The sequence below is a fragment of the Sulfitobacter sp. 15WGC genome, assembly GCF_005068605.1.
Taxonomy (GTDB): domain Bacteria; phylum Pseudomonadota; class Alphaproteobacteria; order Rhodobacterales; family Rhodobacteraceae; genus Sulfitobacter; species Sulfitobacter faviae.
Genome location: NZ_SZNL01000014.1, coordinates 57230 through 79738, shown reverse-complemented (window position 1 = coordinate 79738; position 22509 = coordinate 57230). Strand labels below are relative to the sequence as shown.

Sequence of the window (22509 nt, the reverse complement as noted above, 5' to 3'; positions counted from 1 at the left end):
ATGATCGAGCAACCCCAATCCCGTCACAGCGCCTTTCAGGTGCTGACCGGACTGCTTTCCCTGCCTGCGGGCGCAAGGGTCGGTATCGGCCCGTTGCTGGCGGCGCTTATCCTCCTGGCCATCGTGCTGGCGTCGATCTTGGCGCCGCTTTACGTGCCCTATGACCCGCTGGCGATGAACTCCGCCGCGCGGCTCAAGCCGCCTTCCGAAGAGTATCTTTTGGGCACCGACCCCTATGGCCGCGATACGTTCTCGCGGGTGATGACCGGCGGGCGCGTGTCGCTGCTGATCGGCGTCGGGGCGGCCTTGGTCAGCGTTGCCATCGGCTTGGCCATCGGCCTTGTCGCCGGTTTCTTTCGGGTGGCGGATGGCATCATCATGCGGATTATGGACAGCCTGATGGCGATCCCCGCGATCCTTCTGGCGATTGCCCTCGTGGCGCTGAACGGGCCATCGCTCGGCTCGGTCATCATCGCCATTACGGTGCCGGAGGTGCCCCGCGTGGTGCGGCTGGTGCGCTCGGTCGTGCTCTCGGCACGGGAGGAGCCCTATGTCGAGGCCGCCATCGCGCTCGGCTCGTCGATGCCCAAGATCCTGATCCAGCACCTAATGCCCAACACCATGGCACCGCTCATCGTCCAAGGCACTTATATCTGCGCGTCGGCGATCCTGATCGAGGCGATCCTGAGCTTCCTCGGTGCGGGCGTCAGCACGGAGATCCCCACATGGGGCAACATCATGGCCGAGGGGCGGACGTATTTCCAAATCAAGCCGGGGCTGATCTTTTGGCCGGGGCTGCTGCTGTCGCTTTGCATCCTGTCGATCAACCTTTTGGGCGACACCGCGCGCGATCTGCTCGACCCGCGCATGAAGAAACGGGAGGGCTGAGAGATGCAGTTCAAGACCAAAGACTTCTCCGACGCGCGTGAGGTGCTCAAAGTGCGCGACCTGCGCATCGGGCTAGCCGGGCGGCCACAGGCGAAACCGGTGATCGACGGGATCGACCTCACCATCCGCGCGGGCGAGACGCATTGCTTGGTGGGTGAATCCGGCTCGGGCAAATCCGTAACCTCGCTGGCGGCCATGGGGCTTCTGCCGAAATCGGCGCTGGAGGTGCAAAGCGGCAGCATCACGCTGGACGATTTCGAGATTACCAGCGCCAGCCATGCGCAAATGCGCCAGCTGCGCGCGCGGCGGATCGCGATGATCTTCCAAGAGCCGATGACCGCGTTGAACCCAGTGCTGCGGGTGGGCGAGCAGATCATGGAAGTGCTGAATATGCACAGTGATCTGAGCCAATCCGAGGCCAAGAAACGCACGCTCGACATGATGGATCAGGTGCATCTGCCGGATGTGAACCGCATCTTCAACGCCTTCCCGCACCAGCTTTCCGGCGGGCAGCGCCAGCGCATCATGATCGCCATGGCGCTGATCCTCGACCCCGATCTGCTGATCGCGGATGAGCCGACGACGGCGTTGGACGTGACCACGCAGTTGCAGATCCTCAAGCTCATCGCCGAGATGCAAGAGCGCCACGGCACCGCCGTGCTCTTCATCACCCATGACATGGGCGTGGTGGCCGAGATCGCGGATACCGTGACGGTGATGCAGCAGGGCAACATCGTCGAACGCGCGCCGATTGAAAAGCTGCTGACCAAGCCGGAGAAGGAATATACCCGCACCCTGCTGACCGCCGTGCCCAACCTCACCCCGCGGCCCGCAAGGGCGGCGGCATCGCAAAGCGAAGTGGTGCGTGTGGCCGGGCTCGACATGATCTATGGCGGCGGCGGTTTCCTGCGCCGCAGCGAGGGTGTGAAAGCCGCGCAGGATGTCAGCTTTACCATCAAACCGGGGCGGACGCTGGGCATCGTTGGGGAGTCCGGTTCGGGCAAATCCACCGTGGCACGGGCCATCATGCGGCTGATCGACCCGACAGCGGGGAGCGTGAATGTCGCGGGGACCGAGATCGCCAAACTCTCCCGCCGTCAGCTCCGCGATCACCGCAAGCATCTGCAAATCGTGTTCCAAGACCCTTACCGCTCGCTCAATCCGCGCTGGACCGTGGCGCGCAGCCTTTGCGAAGGGCCGATCAACTTCGGCACCCCGCGCGAAGAGGCGATGCGCCATGCCGCTGAGCTGATGGAACTGGTGGACCTGCCGCGCGATGCGCTCGACCGCTATCCGCATCAATTCTCGGGCGGGCAACGCCAGCGCATCGCCATCGCGCGGGCGGTGGCGATGAAGCCCGATCTGCTCGTCGCGGATGAGGCCGTCTCGGCTCTTGATGTGAGCGTGCAGGCGCAGGTGCTCGATCTTTTGGATGACATTCAAGAGAAGTTCGGCGTGGCCATGCTCTTCATCACCCACGACCTGCGCGTCGCCGCGCAGATTTGTGACGAGGTCTTGGTCATGCAGCGCGGGCAGGTTGTTGAATACGGCCCCGCGGGCGATGTGCTGGCCAACCCGCATCACGACTACACGCGCAACCTGATCGAAGCGGCCCCGGGCCGCCATTGGGATTTTGCCAACTACCGCGCGCTCGGCAGCGCCACCATGACGACAGGAGCCACCGCATGACCGTCCTTCCCAAGATCGAAGCCTTCGCCGCCGATCTCACCGCCATCCGTCAAGACATCCACGCCCATCCCGAACTGGGGTTCGAAGAGGTCCGTACCGCGGGCATCGTAGCCGAAAAGCTCCGCGCCTACGGGGTGGATGAGGTGCACGAAGGGCTGGGTGGCACCGGGGTCGTAGGCATCATCAAGGGCGCGGGCGGCGGCAACCGCCGTGTCGGGCTACGCGCGGATATGGACGCGCTGCCGATTGTAGAGGATTCTGGCGTGCCCTATGCCTCGACCAACCCCGGGCGGATGCATGCCTGCGGCCATGACGGCCACACCACCATGCTCTTGGGGGCTGCGCGTTATCTGGCTGAGACGCGCGATTTCGACGGTACGGTGGTGCTGATCTTTCAACCCGCCGAGGAAGGTTTGGGCGGCGCGCGCCGGATGCTAGAGGAGGGGCTCTTTGAGAAATTCCCCTGCGACGAGATTTACGGCATGCACAACGATCCAAACTCAGAGCCGGGCGTGGTCAATGTCACCCCCGGTGCGGCCATGGCCGGGGCGGCCTTCTTTGACATTACCGTCAAGGGCACTGGCAGCCACGCCGCCATGCCGCATCAGTCGCGCGATCCCATCGTCATCGGCACGGCGCTGGTGCAGCAGTTGCAATCCGTCGTCAGCCGCAACACCCCGCCGACCAAGCCGATCGTGCTTTCGGTGACCAAGTTCAACGCGGGCTCGGCCTATAACGTGGTGCCGGATACCGCCAGTATCGCGGGTACGATCCGTTATTTCCATGAGGATGTGATCGAAATGGCCGAGGCCCGGATGCGCGCCCTCTGCGCCGGTATGGCCAGCGCCTATGGGATCGAGATCGAAGTCGACATCCGCAATGTCTTTGACGTGTTGATGAACGACCCCGAACTGACCACCTCCTATGTCGAAGCGGCGGCCAGCGTGGTGGGCGGCGAGAACGCCCATGTCTCGACCGAACAGGCCAGCGGGTCGGAGGATTTCGCCGATATGCTGAAAGTCGTGCCGGGCGCCTATTGCCGGGTGGGCCATGCGGGCAGCGTGCCTTTGCACAACCCCGGCTTCGTGCTGGACGACGCCATTCTGCCTGTCGGTGCCTCGATCTATGCGCGGATTGTCGAGACGCGCCTGCCAAAGGTCGGCGGCTAGGCCCTTGCGTCAATCATATAATTTAAGCCAACCGCCCGCTGTCGCGCGGCGGAGGAAAGGATATTGAACATGACCAACCCGCTCGATCTGCCTTTTGATACCGAAGAGATGCTCACCGGGCTGCGCCCATGGATCGAAACTGAAAGCCCCACATTCGACGGGGCGGCAGTGAACCGGATGATGGATGTGGCGCAGCACGATCTGGCGGTCTTGGGCGCGCGGACGGAGCGTATTCCAAGCCCGATGGGGCTGGGCGACAGCCTGCGCGCTGAGATGCCCCATCCCCGCGCGGGCGAGGGGGGCATCCTGCTTTTGGGTCATATGGACACGGTTCACCCCATCGGCACCTTGGCGAGCCTGCCTTACAAACGCGAAGGCGATATCTGCTACGGCCCCGGTCTGATGGATATGAAAGGCGGCAACTACGTCTACCTCGATGCGCTACGCAAACTACAGGCCGCCGGGGTCGAGACGCCGCTGCCGGTGACGGTGCTTTTCACCCCGGATGAGGAGATCGGCACCCCCGCCACTCGTCGCCTGATCGAAGAGGAGGCGAAGCGCCATAAATACATCCTCGTCCCCGAACCTGCCCGCCCCGACGGCGGCGCGGTGATCGGGCGCTACGCCATCGCGCGGTTCAACCTCCAGACCCGGGGGCGCCCCAGCCACGCGGGCTGGGCGCTTTCCGAAGGCCGCTCGGCCATCGCGGAGATGGCCAAGGCCGTGGGCACGATCGAAGGCATGACCACCGAGGATTGCACCTTCTCGCTCGGGGTCTTTCACGCGGGCCAGTGGGTCAACTGCGTCTCCTCGGTCTGCGATGCCGAAGTGCTCACCATGGCGAAAACGCAAGCGCAGCTCGACGCGGGCGTGGAAAAGATGATGGCGCTGAACTCGGGCGAGGGCGATGTGATCATGGAAATCCGCCGCGGCGTCACCCGCCCGGTTTGGGAGCCCGACCAGCCGGGCACGATGGCGATGCTGAAGCTTGCGCAGGAGATTGGGGGCGAACTGGGGATCGAGATCACCGGAAGCTCTGCCGGGGGCGGGTCGGACGGCAATTTCACCGGTTTCCTTGGCCTGCCGACGCTGGATTCCATCGGCGTGCGCGGCAAGGGGCTGCATACGTTGCAGGAGCGTATCTATGTCGACAGTCTCACCGAACGTGCGAAGCTGGCGGCGGGGTTGTTCTGTCGGTTGACGGCTTGAAAGGGGGGAGGGGCGGAGACCCCCTCTAAACCACCCCCGCGGCTAGCTGCTGCGCGTCGCCCCATTCGCGGGGGGATTGGCCGTACATGCGTTTGAACTCTCGGCTGAATTGCGAGGCGCTGACATAGCCCACCGCCATTGCCGCTTCGCTGACCGTGGCGCCGCCTGCGATTCTCACGGCGGCATTGTTCAGGCGCATGGATTTGACGAATTGTATTGGCGACATCGTCGTTACCTGTTTGAACTTGCGGTGAAATACCGCGCGGCTCATGCCCGCGCGTTGGGCCATCGCGTCGATGGAGATGGGCGCGTCGAGATGGGCCGCGACATGCGAGATGGCCCGCGCCACGGCATTGCCCGCCCCGAAGGCCCGCCGCGCGAAGAGCCCTGCCTCTCCTTTCAAGATGGCGTAGTACAGCTCCCGCAGGCGCGCTTCGGCCAGCACGGCGCGGTCGGTTTCGCTTTCGCTTAATTGCAGCAGGCGCAGCAGGGCGTCGGAGAAGGCCCCGTCCCATGCCGCAAGTTTAATCCCCTCGGCGCGCAGGTCGGCCGGGGTCGGGGGGAGCAGGCTCCCCGCGCTTTCCATTTCAAGCGAAAGCTCCGCCATCAGCCGCGCATCCAGAGCGATGTAGACGCCGAACAGTGGGGTCTGGGGCGAGGCGCTTGGCGTGCCCGCTTTGACCGGCATCGACATGGGGCAGCACATATAACGGCTGTCGTCATAGACATAGCGCTGACCGTCCAGCACCGCCTCTTTCGCGCCGCTGACGATGGCGATGACAGAGGGTTCATAGACCGCAGGCGCGCAGGGGATCGCGCTGGTGGCGCGGAAATACTGCACGCCCTTGATGCCGGTTTCGGTCAGCCCGTCGGTCTGGCTGTGCCGTTCGATGATATGGCGGATTTGGTCTTTGCTCATGCGTGCAGATTAGGACCGCAAGGGCGTTTCATGCAATGGCTGTGAGAGGATCAGGCAAGTAATCGCGACAATCCGGTCTATTTTCCGTAGAGTGCTGAGATTTATCTGCAGGGTCAACGGGGCGCGATGCCTCAGTAAAGCTAAGGAACGAGACCATGACAGATAAGACTTTCGGCGCGCACGGCTGGACCCCTGAGCGGATTGACGGGGTAGAGGGGAAGACCTTTGTGATAACCGGGGCCAATGCGGGGGCCGGGTTTCAGGCAGCGCGGACCTTGCTGCGCAAAGGTGCCGCAGTGGTGATGTTGAACCGCAGCGCGGAACGGTCGGCAGAGGCGGTGGCCAAGCTGAAAGACGAATTTGGCGCGGCGGCGCAGGTGCGTTTCGTGCAGATGGACCTCGCCGATTTGCCGTCGGTGCGCCGCGCGGCGGCAGAGGTTCTGCGCGACATTCCCCGCATTGATGCGCTGATCTGCAACGCCGCCATCGCGCAGGTGCCAAACCGCCAGTTGACCAAGGCAGGCCACGAAAGCCAGCTCGGCACCAATCACTACGGCCACTTCCTGCTCTGCGGCTTGCTCTTCGACCGGATCGACGAAAGCAATGGGCGGATCGTGGTGGTGGCAAGCCTTGGCTACAAGATGGGCCTGCGCACCATCCAGTTCGACGACATGAACTGGGACAAGAACTACCGTGCCAACCCGGCCTATAGCCAAAGCAAGCTGGCGCAGATGATGTTTGCCTATGAGTTGCAAGACCGCGTCGCGCGGGCGGGGAGGAACGTGGCGGTCTATGTCTGCCACCCCGGTGCCTCGGCCACCTCTTTGATCAGCACCAGCGGCGGGCTGATGACCCGGTTCACTTGGTGGCTGATGTCGAAATTGCCGATCGTTCAAACGGCGGAGCGTGGTGCCTATCCCGAGGTCATGTGCGCCACCGAGGATGGGCTGGAGCAGCGCGCGCTCTACGGCCCCACAGGTCGGATGGAGATGGTCGGCCCGGTCGGGCGCGGCAAGTTGGAGCCCTATGCCTATGACAAAGAGACGATGGTCAGGCTCTGGGAGCGGTCCGAGGCGGAAACCGGCTTTGGCTGGGCGGTTTGAGGGGCGGGCGGGGCCTGTCTCCGCCCTGCTCAGAACGCGCGATATCCGTAGGCCATCAGCATCGAAGGAGAGTGTCGATTTTCGTGGCGTTTGCACAATAAAGTTGCACTTGAAGAGTCTCTTGCGGACTATTCTTGCCAAATGAGATCATTTGGTTAGTCTCTGTTCTCGGGTCGCCCGACCAATAGCGTATTTCAAGTAAGCAAAGGGGCGGCCACTCTGGGAGGAGGAAACATGACTGAGACTAAAAAGTTCAATCGACGTTCGTTCCTGACGAAGTCCGCACTTGCTGGGGGGGCGGCGACGGGGAGCATGCTGGCCGCACCGGCGGTGCTGGCCCAAGCGCCGATCGTCATCAAGATGCAGACGTCGTGGAACGACGCGAACATCTGGCAAGACTTTGCCCGCGATTATGCGACGCGGGTCGAGGAAATGTCAGGCGGGCGTCTGAAGGTCGACGTGCTGCCCGCGGGCGCGGTCGTCGCGGCGTTTCAGGTGCTTGATGCGGTGAACGACGGTCTGATCGACGCGGCGCATTCGGTGCCGGTCTATTGGTACGGCAAGAACAAGGCCGCATCGCTCTTTGGCACCGGCCCGGTTTTCGGCGGCTCTGCCACCACCATGCTGTCGTGGTTCTACCAAGGCGGCGGTCAGGAGCTTTATAACGAGCTGACGCAGGACATCATGGGCCTCGACGTTGTGGGCTACATGGGCTTCCCGATGTTCGCCCAGCCTTTCGGCTGGTTCAAGAATGAGGTCAATACCGTCGACGACCTGCAAGGCTTCAAATACCGCACCGTGGGTCTGGCGGCCGATCTGATGGCCAAGCTGGGCATGTCGGTGGCACAGCTGCCGGGCGGTGAGATCGTGCCCGCGATGGAGCGTGGCGTGATCGACGCCTTTGAGTTCAACAACCCCTCGTCGGACAAGGACTTCGGCGCGCAGGACGTGGCCAAGAACTACTATCTGTCGTCCTATCACCAAGCCTCCGAGAGCTTTGAGTTCCTGTTCTCCAAGATGTTCCTCGAAGACCTCGACCCCGATCTTCAGGCAATCTTGAAATACGCGGTTGAGGCGGCCTCGACCGCGAACACGGCCAAGGCGATGGACCGCTATTCGGCGGACCTTCAGTTCCTGCAAAACGAGGCTGGCGTGACCGTGCGGCGCACCTCCAAGGAAATCTTGGATGCGCAGCTTAAAGCATGGGATGAGCTGATCCCCGAGCTGGAATCCGATCCTTTCATGAAAAAGACCCTCGACAGCCAGCGCGAATGGGTCGACCGCGTGGCCTATTACGAGTTGATGAACTCGCCGGATTACGGGCTTGCCTATGAGCATTACTTCCCCGGCAAGATCAAACTCTGATCCCGCAAACCCATAACATCACCGCGAACTCCGGCGCATGGCGTGCCGGGGTTCGTGCGAGATACCGAGGGCATCATGATATCTTTCATTCGGTTCGCCGATAACCTTTCCGCATGGTTCGGCAAGGCTTTTGCGTGGCTCATTTTGCTGATGTCCATCGGCACGGGCTACGAAGTTTTTGTGCGCTATGTGCTGAACAATCCCACGGCTTGGGCGCTGGACGTGTCCTTCATCATGTATGGCACGCTCTTTATGATGGGCGGGGCCTATACGCTGTCGCGGGGTGGCCATGTGCGGGGGGATTTCCTCTATCGGCTGTTCCAGCCGCGCACCCAAGGCATGATCGACCTCGTGCTCTATATCATCTTCTTTTTCCCCGGCGTCACCGCGCTGATCCTCGCAGGTTGGAAATATGCCGCCCGCTCGTGGCAATACGGCGAGGTGTCGGTCAACAGCCCGGCGGGGGTTCCGATCTATCAATTCAAGGCGATCATCGTGGCGGCGGGGATACTGCTGTTCATCCAAGGCATCGCGCAGGTCTGCCGTTGTCTCATCGCCATACGTTCCAACTACTGGCTCGAAGCCGAGGAAGACGTCTTTGAGACCGAAGACCTCATGATGCGCGAAGCCAACAAGGCCGAAAAGGGCCATCTCACATGACCGATCCGCAAATCGCCCTGATGATGCTTGGGCTGTTCATCGTCTTTGTTTTCTTGGGCTTTCCGATTGCTTTCACGCTGATGGCCATGGGCATCGGCTTTGGCTACTACGCCTATTTCGACGCGCGCCGCATGTGGCGCAGTTTCGACCGGCTGGACGAGGGGGCCGGCCAATGGGAGCAATGGTCGACCTGGCTTGACGGGTTCTTCAACAACCGAATATTCGACCTTTTCGTGAACCAAACCTTCACGGTGATGTCGAACGAAGTGCTCACGGCGGTGCCGCTGTTCCTCTTCATGGGCTATATCGTGGAGCGGTCGAATATCGTCGACCGGCTCTTCACCACGCTCAACATCGCCTCCAAGAACATCCCCGGCTCCATGGGCGTGGCCGCGCTGATCACCTGCGCGCTGTTCGCCACCGCCACGGGCATCGTCGGCGCGGTGGTGACGCTGATGGGGCTTCTGGCGCTGCCCGCGATGCTCAAGGCGCGCTACAACCCGTCCTTCGCCGCCGGCATCATCTGCGCCGGCGGCACCTTGGGCATCCTGATCCCGCCCTCGATCATGCTGATCGTCTATGCGGCGGCGACGAATGTCTCCATCGTGCGGCTTTATGCGGCCGCACTCCTGCCGGGGCTGACGCTGGTGGGGCTCTACCTGATCTACATCATCGGGCGCTCGCTCTTGCAGCCCTCCTCGGCCCCGCGCCCCACGGCGGATGAGGTGCCAGACATGCCGATGGGCAAGCTGTTGCTGATGATCGCCACCTCCTTCCTGCCGCTGGCCTTCCTCATCTTTGCTGTGCTGGGCTCGATCCTCTTCGGCCTCGCCACCCCGACAGAGGCGGCTTCGATCGGCGCGCTCGGCGGCATCTTCCTCGCCTTCATTTACCGTGCGATGACATGGCAGCGGATGCGCGAAAGCGTCTATCTCACGGTGCGCACCACGGCGATGGTCTGCTGGCTTTTCGTCGGCTCCTACACCTTCTCGGCGGTGTTCTCCTACCTTGGTGGGGAGCATGTGATCTCGGAGTTCGTGCAGTCGCTGAACCTGTCGCCGATCATGTTCCTGATCCTCGCGCAGCTGATCATCTTCCTGCTGGGTTGGCCGCTGGAATGGTCCGAGATCATCATCATCTTCGTGCCGATCTTCCTGCCTCTGCTGGCCGTCTTCGAAATCGACCCGCTGTTTTTCGGCATCCTCGTGGCGCTGAACCTGCAGACCTCGTTCCTGACGCCACCGATGGCGATGTCGGCCTATTACCTCAAGGGGATCGCCCCGCCCGAACTGCGCCTGACGCAGATCTTCGCAGGCGTCATGCCCTTCCTGTTCTGCGTGATCCTGTCGATGATCTTGATGTATGTCTTCCCGCAGATCGTCTTCTACCTGCCGGAGGTGTTCTATGGGCGCTGAGGCACGGATGACCGCCGCAGCAGCCCTTGGCGTGGTCGAGTTGCGGGACCGTTTGGCGACCGGCGCATTGGATGCGCTGGCGCTGGTGGAAAGCTACATCGCGCGGATTGAGGCGCGCGAGGAGGTAGTGGGCGCTTGGGCGTGGTTCGACCCCGAATTCGCCCGCGCGCAGGCCCGAGCGCTCGACAATCATCGCCGGGCGGGCAGGCCGCTGGGGCGGCTGCACGGGCTGCCGGTGGGGCTGAAAGACGTGATCGACACGCGCAGCATCCCCACCGAAAATGGCGCGGCGCAGGACAAGGGGCGGGTGCCGCTGCGCGATGCTTTCATCGTCGAGCGGCTGCGGGCCGAAGGCGCGATCATCATGGGCAAGACGGTCACGACCGAACTGGCCTTCATGCATCCGAACAAGACCACCAATCCGCATAATCCGGCGCATAGCCCCGGCGGCTCGTCCCAAGGGTCGGCGGCGGCGGTGGCCGATGGGATGGTGCCCTTGGCCATCGGCACGCAGACCGGCGGGTCGGTGATCCGGCCTGCGTCTTTTTGTGGGGTCACCGGGTTCAAACCAACCTTCGGCGCGATCCCGCGCCGGGGAGTGCTGACGCAATCGCCCTCGCTCGACACCATTGGCGTCTTTGCCAGCGATCCCGCCGGGGCCGCGCTGCTGGCCGAGGTGCTGTTTGGCCATGATCCCGAAGACAGCGCGACCGAGCTTGCCCCGACCCCCGCGCTCTTGGCCGAGGCGACCAGCGCGCCGCCGATCCCGCCGGTTTTCGGCTTTGTCCGCCCGCCGGGGTGGGAGGGTGCCGATCCGCAGTTGCACGCCGCCTTTGAAGAACTGGTCGCAGCCCTTGGCGATCAGGCTTTCGAGATGCCCCTGCCGCCGGTCTTTAACGAGGCCGCCGAGGCGCGCAAACGCATCAACTTTGCCGAGATGGCCTATCACTTCTACCCCTATCTGCGCGACGGGGCCGAGCTGCTCTCACCCGTGGCGCGGGAGGCGATGGAGGCGGGCAATAAGGTGCTGGCCCGCGATTACCAATCGGCCCGCGACCTGCCCAAGGTGCTGACCGCCGCGCTGGAAGAACTGCTGACCCGTTGCGACGTACTGCTCTGCCCCGCGGCCACCGGCCCCGCGCCGCGCGGGTTAAAGACCACCGGTGATCCGATTTTCAACGGTCTTTGGACGCTCTGCGGCAGCCCCTGTGTGACCCTGCCGTTGATGACTTCGGAAGAGGGCTTGCCGATGGGGGTGCAACTGGTCGGCGGTCACGGTCAAGACGGGCGTCTGATGCGCAGCGCCCAGTGGCTTTTCGACTGGGCCGATGGTGCAACTGAATGAGGATGAGACCATGAACCGCCTACTTGCCCTGCTCGCCTTTGCCGCGATTGCGGTGTTTTTGCTGATCCTCGCCGTTGAGGTGCCCAGCATCGACCTGATCATCATCGTCGCAGTGACGCTGGCTTTTGTGGCCTATGACTTTTTCACCTCCAGCCGGAAAGATCGGGACTGAGCCATGGGCAAACCCGTCATTTGGATCACCCGGCAGCTGTCAGAGGCCACGCTCGACCGCGCGCGGCGGGATTACGAGGTGATCTGGGACCCCGCCGACAAGCCCGGCAACGCCGAGGACATCATCGCGATGAGCGCGCGTGTCGATGGCATGATCCCCTGTCATTCCGAACATTTCAGCGCCGAGGTGGTGGCCCGGCTCGACCCCCGGCTCAAGATCATCGCGAACCATTCCGTGGGCGTCGATCACTGCGATCTGCCCAGCCTCAAGGCGCGGGGGATCGTGGTGACGAACACGCCCGGTGTTCTGTCGGATGCCACGGCGGAACTGGCGCTGATGTTGATGCTGGGGGCGGCCCGTCACGCGGTTGCCGGGGACCGGCTGGTGCGCAGCGGGCAGTGGCAGTCGTGGTCGCCTGCGATGCTGGTGGGCAAACAGCTTTCCGGCGCGCGGCTTGGCATCATCGGGATGGGCGGCGTGGGCCGGGCCTTTGCCCGCAAGGCGCGGGGGCTGGACATGGAAATACATTACCACAACCGCCGCCGTCTTGACCCGGAAGCGGAGGCGGGGGCGACTTATCACGCCGAATTGGACGACCTGCTGGCGGTCTCGGATTTCCTCTCGCTGCACTGCCCCGCCACGCCCGAGACGGTGGGCCTGATGAACGCCGCGCGTTTGGCGCGGCTGCCCAAGGGCTGCGTGATCGTAAACACCGCGCGGGGCAATCTGGTGGAGGAGGCGGCGCTGCTCGACGCGCTTACCTCGGGCCATGTCGGCGCGGCGGGGTTGGATTGCTTCGTGACCGAGCCGGGCGGCAACCCGGCCTTTGCGGCCCATGATAACGTGATGATGATGCCCCATGTCGGTAGCGCCACCGTGGCCACCCGTGATGCGATGGGTTTCAAGGCGCTGGACAATCTCGACCACTTTTTCCGGGGTGAGACGCCGCCGGATCAGCTTTAGCGGCAGCGGCCGCCTAGGTGGCGCGCGGCGGCGGGGCAGGTGTGTGCCGCCGCAGCCGTCGCGGGGCGGGCAGGGTGATGATGGCCAAACAGCCGATCACCAGCGCCACGCCGACCCAGCCCAGCGGGGGCAGGCGTTCGCCCACGATGACCACGGCCAGCACCGCCGCGACGACCGGCTCGAACAAGGTGATCACGGTGGCCGTGCTCGCCTCAACCCGGGCAAGGCCGTAGCCGAAGGCGATATAGCCCAGAAACATCGGCACGGCGGCCATGTAGAGCCCCACCGCGGCGTTGGTCCAAGAGGCCAGAAACACCCCGCCTGAAACCGCCAGCACCGGCATCAGCAAGAGCCCGCCCAGCCCAAAGGTCGCCCCCATGGCCACGGCAGAGCGGGTGCCTTGCAGCATCATCCGGCGCGCGCTCCACGAATAAAGCGCGTAGGTGAAGCCGCCGATCAGACCCAGCAAAACGCCCAGAGGGACGGAAGGTGCGCTTACCGCGCTGCCATGGGCATCGCCCTCGGCCAAGCAGATCAACCCCATGCCGATCAGCCCGACCGCCGCCCCGAAGGACCAGCGCAGGGTCAGGCGGCGGCCATCCAACAGGTATTCGATCAGCGCCGAGAGCAGCGGGGCAGAGCCGATGGTGATGACCGTCCCCACCGTCACCCCCGCCAGCCGCATCGCGCCGTAAAAGGCCAGCGGATAGATCGCCACGGCCAGCGCCCCGATGACCAGAAGGCGGCGCTGTTGCCAGAGCCGCCGCCGTTGGTTCAGGATGCCCCGCCCGGCGCAGAGGGCCTGTGCGATCCCGCCCAGCCCCATGGCAGCGGCACCGATGGCGGCGGCGCTGACCTCGGGGGCGAAGGTGGCGGCGGTGCCGGTCGTGCCCCAGACCACAGCGGCGAAAAGGATGGCGATCACGCCCCAGCGGTGGCCTTGCATCATGAAAACGTCCCTAGCATGTCATTGGTGCTGGCGCGCATCGCGCAGCAGCGTTTTGGCCAAATGCTGCGCGGCGGTCACCGCCTGCGCCCCGCGCAGCGGCCAAGTCTGCGTGAGCCCTTCGAGGATCAGCAGCAACTCAGTCTCCGCACCCGGCATATTGGCGGCTGCGGCGGCTTTGGCCGCGACCTCGGCCTTATGGCGCGAGAGCAAGGCGTGCAGTTTTTCGCTGCCGGGATCGGCGGCCACGGCGGCGTGGAACAGGCAGCCGTGCGAGGTTTCCGTCTCCATCCACTGCCCGACGCGGGCCAGAATTGTCTCCAGCGCCTCGGTCGGGGTCTCGGGCAGATCGCCGAAGACCAGCGCCAGATAGCGTTGTTGCCGGTTCTCTAGCGCGGCCAGTACCATTTCGGCGCGAGAGGGGGTGTATTTGTAGAGCGTGCGCAGGCTCACCCCGGCCGCATCGCGCAGGTCTTCGACGCTGGGGTCGGCAAAGCCGCGGGTGGCAAAGGCACGTTCCAGCCCGGCGGCGATCTTGCTTTTGGTATCTGTCATGCTTGACGATGTAGAGGGGGCGCTCTACCTACGCAAGTAGAGCAATCATTCTACACTTTACCATTCTGCCGCTGAAGGAGCCCGAGCGATGACCCTACCGAAGACCATGAAAGCGATGCTGCTGACCGGCCATGGCGGCTTGGACAAGCTGGAGTGGCGCGAGGATGTCGCGCTGCCAAAGCCCGCCGCCGGGGAGGTTCTGGTTCGCGTCGGCGCGGCGGCGGTGAACAACACGGATGTGAACACCCGCACAGGCTGGTATTCCAAAGCGGTGCGCGGCGACACCGGCTCGGCGGCGAGCGAGGGCTACGGCGGCGCGTCGGACGCCGATGGCGGCTGGTCTGGCGCACTGAGTTTTCCGCGCATCCAAGGGGCCGATTGCTGCGGAGAGGTCGTGGCCGTGGGCACGGGTGTCGATCAAGGCCGCATCGGCGAGCGGGTTCTGATCCGGCCCATGTACAGCCCTGCGGGCGCGGGGCCGGATGATCTCGTTACCTTCGGATCGGAGCGAGACGGCGGTTTTGCGGAATATGCCACCGCCGAGGCCAGCAACGCGCTGCGGGTCGACAGCCCCCTCACAGACGTTGAGCTCGCCTCCTTTCCCTGCGCCTTTTCGACTGCCGAGGGGATGATCCAGCGGGCCGCTTTGGGGGCCGAGCGTGTGTTGATCACCGGCGCCTCGGGCGGGGTCGGCTCTGCGGCGGTGCAACTGGCGAAACGGCGCGGCGCGCATGTGACGGCGGTGACCAGCCCCGGCAAGATGGAGGCGCTGAAGGCGCTTGGCGCGGATGAGACGTTCGACCGGGATGCGGCCCTGCCGGAGGACAGCTATGACGTGGTGCTCGACCTCGTCGGAGGGGCGGGTTGGCCCAAACTGCTCGACGCGCTGGTGACGCGCGGGCGCTATGTGACCTCGGGCGCGATTGCCGGGCCGATCGTGGAGTTGGACCTGCGCACGCTCTACCTCAAGGACCTGACCCTGATGGGCAGCACCCGGCAAGAGCCGAGCGTTTTTGCCGATCTGGTGGGCTATATCGAACGCGGGGAAATCCGGCCTGTCGTGGCGGAAAGCTATGCGCTGCGCGATCTGAAACAGGCGCAGGAGGCGTTCATCGAAAAGTCCCATATGGGGAAAATCGGGATCACGGTGGCGGATTAACCGCAAAAGCGGGCCGCTCGTCTCTGGGCGGTCGGCCCTTCATCGCGCAATAAGTCAATCAGATTGATTTAAGCGTTGACTCACTTGCTCCCATCTGGGATTTCTCCGGTGAAACGCCGCATGAACCGGGGGGGGGAGGCCAGTTTGCAGCAGCTACAGACAGTCGCCGACCGCGCCGCACGCGGCTCGAACCAGAGCGGGATGCGGGCCTATAACGAACGGCTGGTCCTGTCGCTCATCCGGCGCAGCGGGCCGACGTCCAAGGCCGAGATTGCCCGGCTCACGGGCCTCTCGGCGCAGACCGTCTCCGTCATCATGCGCGCCCTCGAAGCCGAGGGTCTGCTGAAGAAAGGCGCGCGGGTGCGGGGCCGGGTGGGGCAGCCATCGGTGCCGATCAGCCTGAACGCCGAGGGCGCGTTTTTTCTGGGGCTGAAGGTCGGGCGGCGCAGCGTCGAATTGATCCTGACCGATTTCGAAGGGCAGGTGACCCGCCACAGCAGCGAGACCTACGCCCATCCCACGCCCGATGTGGTCATGGCCTTTGCCGCGCGCGCTTTGCAGGACGCGCTTGCCTCCCTCTCCGCCGAGCAGCAGGCGCGGGTGGCCGGGATGGGCGTGGCCCTGCCGTTTGGCATCTGGGAATGGGAAGTCGCGGGCGGCGATCTGAGCGCGTGGCAGACCTTTGATATCGAAGCGGCTTTGGCGGAACTAGTCGATCTGCCGATCTATATCTGCAATGACACCTCTGCCGCTTGTGGGGCGGAACTGGTCTTTGGCGCGCAGGACAAGCCGCGTGATTTCCTCTATTTCTACATCGGCTATTTCGTCGGCGGCGGGCTGGTGCTGGACAGCAAGCTCTACACCGGCAAAAGCGGCAATGCCGGGGCGCTCGGCTCCATGCCGTTGGCCGGGGATGCGGCGCGGCAATTGGTCGATGTGGCTTCCTTGGCGACTTTGGAGGGCGCCTTGCAAAAGGCCGGAGAGACCCGCCGCGCGCCGTGGAGCGATCCGGCGGCTTGGGGCTTTGGCGATGACATCTTGCACCCATGGCTCGACAGCACGACCGAGGCATTGGCGCAGGCGATCCGGGCCGCGACATGTCTGATTGATTTCGACACGGTGATGATCGACGGGTCGGTGCCCGCAGAGGTTCGCGCCGAATTGGTCGCCCGCACCCGCCGCCACCTTTCCGGCCGGCCCCTCCCGGGCGTCACCCTTCCCGAATTGCGCGAAGGCACCGTCGGCAGCGACGCCCGCGCGCTCGGTGCGGCGAGCCTGCCGCTTTCGGACCGTTTCCTCGTCGACCGTGACGCATTTTTGAAAGGCTGACAGATGATCCTTTGCTGCGGAGAAGCCCTGATCGATATGATCCCAACCCCAACCAAGGCGGGCCCCGATGGCTTTGTGCCCCATGCGGGCGGGGCGGTGTTCAACACGGCCATCGCATTGGGGCGGCTCGGCGCGCAGGTGGGTATGCTCTCGGGCCTGTCGTCGGATATGTTCGGGCGGCTGTTGGTCGACGGGTTGAAGGCAAGCCATGTGGATGTGTCGCATGTTGTCCTGTCCGACCGTCCGACGACGCTGGCCTTCGTGCGGCTGGTGGGCGGCCATGCGACCTATGATTTCTATGACGAAAACTCCGCCGGGCGGATGATCACGCCCGAGGATATGCCCGCCTTGTCCGGCGAGGTTTCGGCGCTTTATTTTGGCGGGATCAGTCTGGCCTGCGAGCCGGGGGCGGATGCCTATGCCGAGCTGTTGGCGCGCAACGCCGAGGGCCGCGCGGTGATGATCGACCCCAACATCCGCCCCGGTTTCATCAAGGATATCGAACGCTATCGCCAAAGGCTCGACCGGATGCTGGCGCTGTCGGATATCGTGAAAGTGTCGGATGAGGATCTGAACTGGATCAACCCCGCGCCGCTGTCGCTGCGCGACAAGGTGGCCGAGTTGTTAGAGAAGGGGCCATCGGTTGTCATCCTGACCCGCGGGGGCGAGGGGGCGACGGGCTATCTGGCGAATGGCGAAGAGGTGCAAGTGCCCGCCGTGAAAGCCGAAATCGTTGATACGGTCGGCGCGGGCGACACGTTCAATGCAGGCGTTCTGGCCAAGATGTCGGAGCTTCGGCAGTTGCATAAATCCGCTCTCGGCACCCTTGCGCCAGAGGTGCTTTCCGAAGCGCTGGCCTATGGCGCGCGGGTTGCCGCCGTGACCGTTTCGCGGGCCGGGGCGAACCCGCCTTGGGTAGAGGAAATATGAAATGTTGAAGAACCGCCTATCTTTTTCGCTCAGATATGTTAGCGCTACCAGTGGCCGCCCGGAGGAGGGCGCGAAGGGGGTGGTGATGGCTTTGGGCAATCGAAAACAGGGTGCCGTAGCGCGCCTGCGCAGGCAGGAGGGCTGACCCCATGGTATCGCGCGTAATCCCCGTTGATCCTTTCGACCTCGTCATTTTCGGCGCGACCGGCGATCTCGCCCGGCGCAAGATCCTGCCCGGTCTGTTCCACCGCTTTATCGTCGGCCAGATGCCAGAGGCTGCGCGGATTGTCGGCGCGGCCCGTTCCGAGCTTCACGCCGAGGCCTTTCGCAAGATGATCCGCGACAGCCTGCTGGAGTTCGCCCCCAAGCTCGCCCAAGAGAGTGCCGCCTTGGAGCAATTCCTTGGCATGGTGCATTACGTTCGCGTGGATGCATCGGGTGATGCAGGCTGGGCGGACCTTAAAGACGTGTTGCGCGATGATGTCGTGCGGGCCTTCTACCTCTCGGTCTCGCCGTCGCTCTTCGGCACGATTGGTGGCAAGCTGCATGATCACGGCATCGCCACAGCCGAGAGCCGCATCGTCGTCGAAAAGCCCTTTGGCCATGATTTGGAAACCGCGCAGGCGCTGAACGCCGACTTGCGTGCCAATTTCGACGAAAGCCAGATTTACCGGATCGACCATTACCTTGGCAAAGAGACGGTGCAGAACCTCATGGCGCTGCGTTTCGCCAATGCGCTGTGGGAGCCCTTGTGGAATTCCACCCATATCGACCATGTGCAGATCACCGTGTCCGAGAGCCTCGGTGTCGAAGGGCGGGGCGAATATTACGACAAATCCGGCGCCATGCGCGACATGGTGCAGAACCACCTGATGCAACTGCTGTGTCTGACGGCGATGGAGCCGCCCTCGCGCTTTGACCCCAACGCGGTGCGCGACGAAAAGGTGAAGGTGATCGAGGCGCTGGAGCCGGTGGCGCAGAAGGACATTGCTCGCGGCCAGTACCGCGCCGCCAATGGCGCGGGCAGCTACCGCGACCATGCGGGCGACCCCGACAGCCGCACCGAAAGCTTCGTCGCGATGAAGGTGAAGATCGCCAACTGGCGGTGGGCGGGCACACCGTTCTACCTGCGCACGGGCAAGAAGCTGCGCGGGCGCAGTTCCGAGATCGCGGTGATCTTCCGCGACCCGCCGCATATGATCTTCCCCGCGACGGAGGGCCACAAGGGCAACGCGCTGATCATCCGGTTGCAACCGGATGAGGGCATCACCCTGCGCAACACCATCAAAGACCCCGGCCCCGGCGGGATGCGTCTGGCCGAAGTGGCGCTGGATATGACCTTTGCCGATGCCTTGGGCGAACAGGGCACCCCGCAGGACGCCTATGAGCGGCTGATCATGGATGTGATCCGCGGCGATCAAACGCTCTTCATGCGCGGGGACGAGGTCGAAGCCGCTTGGGCTTGGGCCGATCCGATCATTCACGGCTGGGAAGAGACCCGGCAACCCCCGTACCCCTATGACCCCGGCAGCTCCGGCCCCGAAGAGGCGCTGATGCTGATGCACCGCGACGGCCGCCGCTGGCGCGAGATCACACGAAAGGACGAGACATGACCCTGCATTCCACGATTGACCGCGTCACCGACCGTATCATCGCCCGCAGCGAGGCGACCCGGCGGCCTTACCTCGACCGGATGGAAGCCGCCCGCGCCAAGGGTCCGGCCCGCGCGCATCTGTCCTGTAGCGGGCAGGCCCATGCCTATGCCGCCTCTGGCGCGGATAAGGACCGGCTGGCAACCACCAGCGCGGGCAACCTCGGGATCGTGACGACCTATAACGACATGCTCTCGGCGCATCAGCCGTTTGAGCGCTACCCCGATCTGATCCGCGAGGCCGTGCGGGCGGCGGGCGGCACCGCGCAGGTCGCGGGCGGGGTGCCCGCCATGTGCGACGGGGTGACCCAAGGCGAAGCGGGGATGGAACTGTCGCTTTTCTCGCGCGATGTGATCGCCTTGGCGGCCTCGGTGGCGCTCAGCCACAACACATTTGACGCCGCGGTTTTCCTTGGTGTTTGCGACAAGATCGTGCCGGGGCTGGTGATTGCGGCGCAGGCTTTCGGCCATTTGCCGGCCGTCTTCCTGCCTGCCGGGCCGATGGAAAGCGGGCTGTCGAATGATGAGAAAGCCAAGGTGCGCCAGCAGTTCGCCGCGGGCGAAGTCGGGCGCGACGCGCTGATGGCCGCCGAGATGGCCGCCTATCACGGGCCGGGCACCTGCACTTTCTACGGCACTGCCAACACCAACCAGATGTTGATGGAGTTCATGGGGCTGCACCTGCCGGGGGCGAGCTTTGTGCCGCCGAACGGGCTGCTGCGCGATGCGCTGACCCAAGAAGGCGCGAAACGCGCGCTGGCGCTGAGCGCTTTGGGCAATGATTACACGCCCGTCGCCTCGGTTCTGGACGAAAAGGCCTTCGTGAACGGGATCGTCGGCCTCAACGCCACGGGCGGGTCGACCAACCTGCTGATCCACCTCATCGCCATGGCGCGGGCTGGGGGGATCATTCTGGATTGGGAGGATTTCTCGGACATCTCTGACGTCACGCCGCTGTTGGCGCGGGTCTATCCCAACGGTCTGGCGGATGTGAACCATTTCCACGCCGCCGGGGGCTTGGGCTATATGATCGGCGAATTGCTCAACTCCGGCCATCTGCATCCCGACACCCAGACCGTCGCCGGGCAGGGGTTGGAGCATTACACCGCCGAGCCGAAGCTGAAGGCCGATGGGCTGGTTTGGGAAAAGGGCGCAGGCGAGAGCCTGAACGAGAAAATCCTCCGCCCCGCCAGCGATCCTTTCCAGCCCACCGGCGGGCTGCGCCGCATGGCCGGGTCGCTCGGCACCGCCTGTATGAAGGTCTCTGCCGTGGCGCCCGAACATCACGTTATCGAAGCCCCGGCGCGAGTCTTTGCAGACCAGAACGAGGTGAAGGCGGCTTTCAAGGCCGGAGAGCTGACCGGCGATCTGGTCGTCGTCGTCCGTTTCCAAGGCCCTAAAGCCAACGGCATGCCCGAATTGCACAGCCTGACGCCGCTTCTGTCGATCCTTCAGGGGCGCGGGCAGAAGGTGGCGCTGGTCACCGATGGGCGCATGTCGGGCGCGTCGGGCAAGGTGCCTGCGGCGATCCACGTCAGCCCCGAGGCGGTCGACGGTGGCCCCATCGCGCGGGTGCAGGACGGTGATCTGCTGCGCGTCGATGCGGTGGCGGGGACGCTCGACGTGCTGGCCGAAGGATTCGACGACCGTTCCAACGTCACCGCTGATCTTTCTGCTTATCATGCCGGGACGGGGCGCGAGTTGTTCGCTATGTTCCGCGACACAGTCGGTTCTGCTACCACCGGCGCAACCATTTTTGGAGGTTGATCCATGACCCTTACTGCAAAAGACGCCAGCCGTCGCACCCGTGAAATCTGTGCGCTTGCCCCGATCGTGCCCGTGTTGGTGATCGAAGATGTCGCCGACGCCCGCCCCTTGGCCGAGGCGCTGGTCGCGGGCGGGCTGCCCGCTTTGGAAGTGACTCTGCGCACCCCTGCCGCCCTCGACGCGGTTGCCGCCATGGCCGAAGTCGCGGGGGGTCATGTGGGGGCGGGGACGCTGGTCACCCCCGAAGACGTGCGCGCGGCGAAACGGGCAGGGGCGACCTTTGGCGTCTCGCCCGGTGCCACCGACGCGTTGATCGCGGCCTGCGAGGAGGAAGAACTTCCCCTGCTGGCCGGTGCCGCCACGGCGAGCGAGGCGATGCGGCTGTTGGAGCGCGGCTATGACATGCTGAAGTTCTTTCCCGCCGAAGCCTCGGGCGGTGCGCCTGCGCTCAAGGCCATTGGCGCGCCCCTGCCGCAGATCACCTTCTGCCCGACGGGCGGGGTCAGCCCCGACAATGCGGAAAGCTATCTGAGCCTGCCAAATGTGCTTTGCGCGGGCGGCAGTTGGGTCGCCCCGAAGAAGCTGATCGATGCCGGGGACTGGGCGGGGATCGAAGCGCTGGCCCGCGCCGCGGCGCAACTGGGCAAGGCCGGTTAACCCGGAGAAGGGGGCCGAGCGCGGGCTTTCCGTTGCCCCCCAGAGGGTCTCGGAAAGCCTGACGCCACCAAACCCTTGCTGGCTGGACGAACTTATCTCTATATTGACTTTAGTTTACGCGCGCAGCGTTTTGTCAAGGGTGGGTTAAGATGGGCCAGCAGAAGATCCGCAATATGGAGGAGTTTGCCGCCGTGAGCGGCATTTCGCGGCCCACCCTGTCGAAATACTTTAACGATGCCGACAGCGTGCGGCGCTCGACCCGGGAGCGGATCGAAGCGGCGCTCAGCCAGTATGACTATCGCCCGAACGTCTATGCGGTGAACCAGAACCGCCGCAAAACCCGCAACATCGGCGTGGTCGTGCCCAACCTCGCCGACCCGTTCTTTTCCGAGATTGGCCGCGAGGTGGAACTGGCCTGTCTGGCCGAGGGCTATAGCCCGATTTTGCTCAGCTCGCACGGCAACCCGGCGCAGGAGCGCGCCAATCTCGACTCGCTTCGGGCGCTGAAACCGGCAGGCGTGCTGCTGGCGCCCTTCGGCAAAGCCTCGGACCGTGACGAGATCGCGCGCTTTTGCAAGGATGTGCCGGTGGTGACCTTTGACGCCAATGTCGAAGGGG

Annotated in this window: 21 protein-coding genes; 18 read left to right on the top strand and 3 right to left on the bottom strand. The window is 64.2% G+C overall.

What is annotated here, in order from left to right; all coding sequences use genetic code 11:
• The 4 genes from FCK22_RS13030 (at nucleotide 1) to FCK22_RS13015 (ending at nucleotide 4955) form a co-directional block, all read left to right on the top strand.
• Nucleotides 1-888, top strand: a complete 888-nt coding sequence (locus tag FCK22_RS13030; protein WP_067266950.1) for an ABC transporter permease — start codon at nucleotides 1-3, stop codon at nucleotides 886-888.
• A gap of 3 nt (nucleotides 889-891) precedes the next feature.
• A complete protein-coding gene (locus FCK22_RS13025) occupies nucleotides 892-2577 on the top strand; it encodes an ABC transporter ATP-binding protein (RefSeq protein ID WP_067266952.1) in 1686 nt (561 codons plus the stop codon).
• Nucleotides 2574-3746: a M20 aminoacylase family protein gene (locus tag FCK22_RS13020; protein WP_067266954.1), complete on the top strand. Its 1173-nt coding sequence runs from the start codon at nucleotides 2574-2576 to the stop codon at nucleotides 3744-3746. Before FCK22_RS13025 ends, FCK22_RS13020 begins: the two co-directional genes overlap by 4 nt.
• Nucleotides 3747-3815: 69 nt before the next feature.
• Nucleotides 3816-4955, top strand: a complete 1140-nt coding sequence (locus tag FCK22_RS13015; RefSeq protein ID WP_067266956.1) for a M20/M25/M40 family metallo-hydrolase — start codon at nucleotides 3816-3818, stop codon at nucleotides 4953-4955.
• A 25-nt stretch (nucleotides 4956-4980) separates the two neighbouring features.
• Here FCK22_RS13015 and FCK22_RS13010 read toward each other — a convergent pair whose 3' ends face one another.
• Nucleotides 4981-5874, bottom strand: coding sequence for an AraC family transcriptional regulator (locus FCK22_RS13010; RefSeq protein ID WP_067266958.1), 894 nt, complete (start codon nucleotides 5872-5874; stop codon nucleotides 4981-4983).
• Between the two features lie 155 nt (nucleotides 5875-6029).
• Here FCK22_RS13010 and FCK22_RS13005 point away from each other — a divergent pair, with 155 nt between their 5' ends.
• The 7 genes from FCK22_RS13005 to FCK22_RS12980 all read left to right on the top strand — a co-directional run bounded on the left by FCK22_RS13005 (nucleotide 6030) and on the right by FCK22_RS12980 (nucleotide 12897).
• Nucleotides 6030-6977: an SDR family oxidoreductase gene (locus FCK22_RS13005; protein WP_136720475.1), complete on the top strand. Its 948-nt coding sequence runs from the start codon at nucleotides 6030-6032 to the stop codon at nucleotides 6975-6977.
• Nucleotides 6978-7211: 234 nt separating this feature from the next.
• Nucleotides 7212-8342, top strand: a complete 1131-nt coding sequence (locus FCK22_RS13000) for a TRAP transporter substrate-binding protein (RefSeq protein ID WP_067266961.1) — start codon at nucleotides 7212-7214, stop codon at nucleotides 8340-8342.
• A gap of 75 nt (nucleotides 8343-8417) precedes the next feature.
• On the top strand, nucleotides 8418-9002 hold the full coding sequence (locus FCK22_RS12995; protein WP_067266971.1) for a TRAP transporter small permease subunit: 585 nt from the start codon (nucleotides 8418-8420) through the stop codon (nucleotides 9000-9002).
• Nucleotides 8999-10417 carry a TRAP transporter large permease subunit gene (locus FCK22_RS12990; RefSeq protein ID WP_067266963.1) on the top strand — a complete coding sequence of 473 codons (1419 nt, stop codon included), beginning with the start codon at nucleotides 8999-9001 and terminating at the stop codon, nucleotides 10415-10417. The genes FCK22_RS12995 and FCK22_RS12990 overlap by 4 nt, the downstream gene beginning before the upstream one ends.
• Nucleotides 10407-11762 (top strand): amidase, encoded by a 1356-nt coding sequence (locus FCK22_RS12985; RefSeq protein ID WP_136720474.1) that lies wholly within the window; start codon nucleotides 10407-10409, stop codon nucleotides 11760-11762. Before FCK22_RS12990 ends, FCK22_RS12985 begins: the two co-directional genes overlap by 11 nt.
• A 10-nt stretch (nucleotides 11763-11772) precedes the next feature.
• The gene (locus FCK22_RS18950; protein ID WP_169306085.1) at nucleotides 11773-11934 is read left to right on the top strand and encodes a hypothetical protein; all 162 of its coding nucleotides are present in this window, start codon (nucleotides 11773-11775) and stop codon (nucleotides 11932-11934) included.
• A gap of 3 nt (nucleotides 11935-11937) precedes the next feature.
• Nucleotides 11938-12897, top strand: a complete 960-nt coding sequence (locus FCK22_RS12980; protein WP_067266964.1) for a D-glycerate dehydrogenase — start codon at nucleotides 11938-11940, stop codon at nucleotides 12895-12897.
• Between the two features lie 13 nt (nucleotides 12898-12910).
• On the opposite strand, the gene FCK22_RS12975 is transcribed toward FCK22_RS12980, so the two are convergent.
• Nucleotides 12911-13846 (bottom strand): EamA family transporter, encoded by a 936-nt coding sequence (locus FCK22_RS12975; protein ID WP_067266966.1) that lies wholly within the window; start codon nucleotides 13844-13846, stop codon nucleotides 12911-12913.
• Nucleotides 13847-13864: 18 nt separating this feature from the next.
• Entirely contained in the window at nucleotides 13865-14398 is a 534-nt protein-coding gene (locus tag FCK22_RS12970) for a TetR/AcrR family transcriptional regulator (RefSeq protein ID WP_067266968.1), read from the bottom strand.
• An 88-nt stretch (nucleotides 14399-14486) separates the two neighbouring features.
• On the opposite strand from FCK22_RS12970, the gene FCK22_RS12965 reads away from it, so the two are divergent.
• The 7 genes from FCK22_RS12965 to FCK22_RS12935 all read left to right on the top strand — a co-directional run.
• Entirely contained in the window at nucleotides 14487-15557 is a 1071-nt protein-coding gene (locus FCK22_RS12965) for an alcohol dehydrogenase family protein (protein WP_067263994.1), read from the top strand.
• A 201-nt stretch (nucleotides 15558-15758) separates the two neighbouring features.
• Nucleotides 15759-16886 (top strand): ROK family transcriptional regulator, encoded by a 1128-nt coding sequence (locus FCK22_RS12960; protein WP_082852037.1) that lies wholly within the window; start codon nucleotides 15759-15761, stop codon nucleotides 16884-16886.
• A gap of 3 nt (nucleotides 16887-16889) precedes the next feature.
• Nucleotides 16890-17816 (top strand): carbohydrate kinase, encoded by a 927-nt coding sequence (locus FCK22_RS12955; RefSeq protein WP_067264000.1) that lies wholly within the window; start codon nucleotides 16890-16892, stop codon nucleotides 17814-17816.
• 149 nt (nucleotides 17817-17965) lie between these two features.
• The gene (gene zwf, locus FCK22_RS12950; RefSeq protein WP_067264003.1) at nucleotides 17966-19429 is read left to right on the top strand and encodes a glucose-6-phosphate dehydrogenase; all 1464 of its coding nucleotides are present in this window, start codon (nucleotides 17966-17968) and stop codon (nucleotides 19427-19429) included.
• Nucleotides 19426-21234, top strand: coding sequence for a phosphogluconate dehydratase (gene edd / locus FCK22_RS12945; RefSeq protein WP_067264006.1), 1809 nt, complete (start codon nucleotides 19426-19428; stop codon nucleotides 21232-21234). Before zwf ends, edd begins: the two co-directional genes overlap by 4 nt.
• 3 nt (nucleotides 21235-21237) lie before the next feature.
• Nucleotides 21238-21891 (top strand): bifunctional 4-hydroxy-2-oxoglutarate aldolase/2-dehydro-3-deoxy-phosphogluconate aldolase, encoded by a 654-nt coding sequence (gene eda, locus FCK22_RS12940; RefSeq protein WP_067264009.1) that lies wholly within the window; start codon nucleotides 21238-21240, stop codon nucleotides 21889-21891.
• Between the two features lie 149 nt (nucleotides 21892-22040).
• On the top strand, nucleotides 22041-22509 hold a 469-nt coding region (locus FCK22_RS12935), incomplete at its 3' end, for a LacI family DNA-binding transcriptional regulator (RefSeq protein ID WP_136720478.1).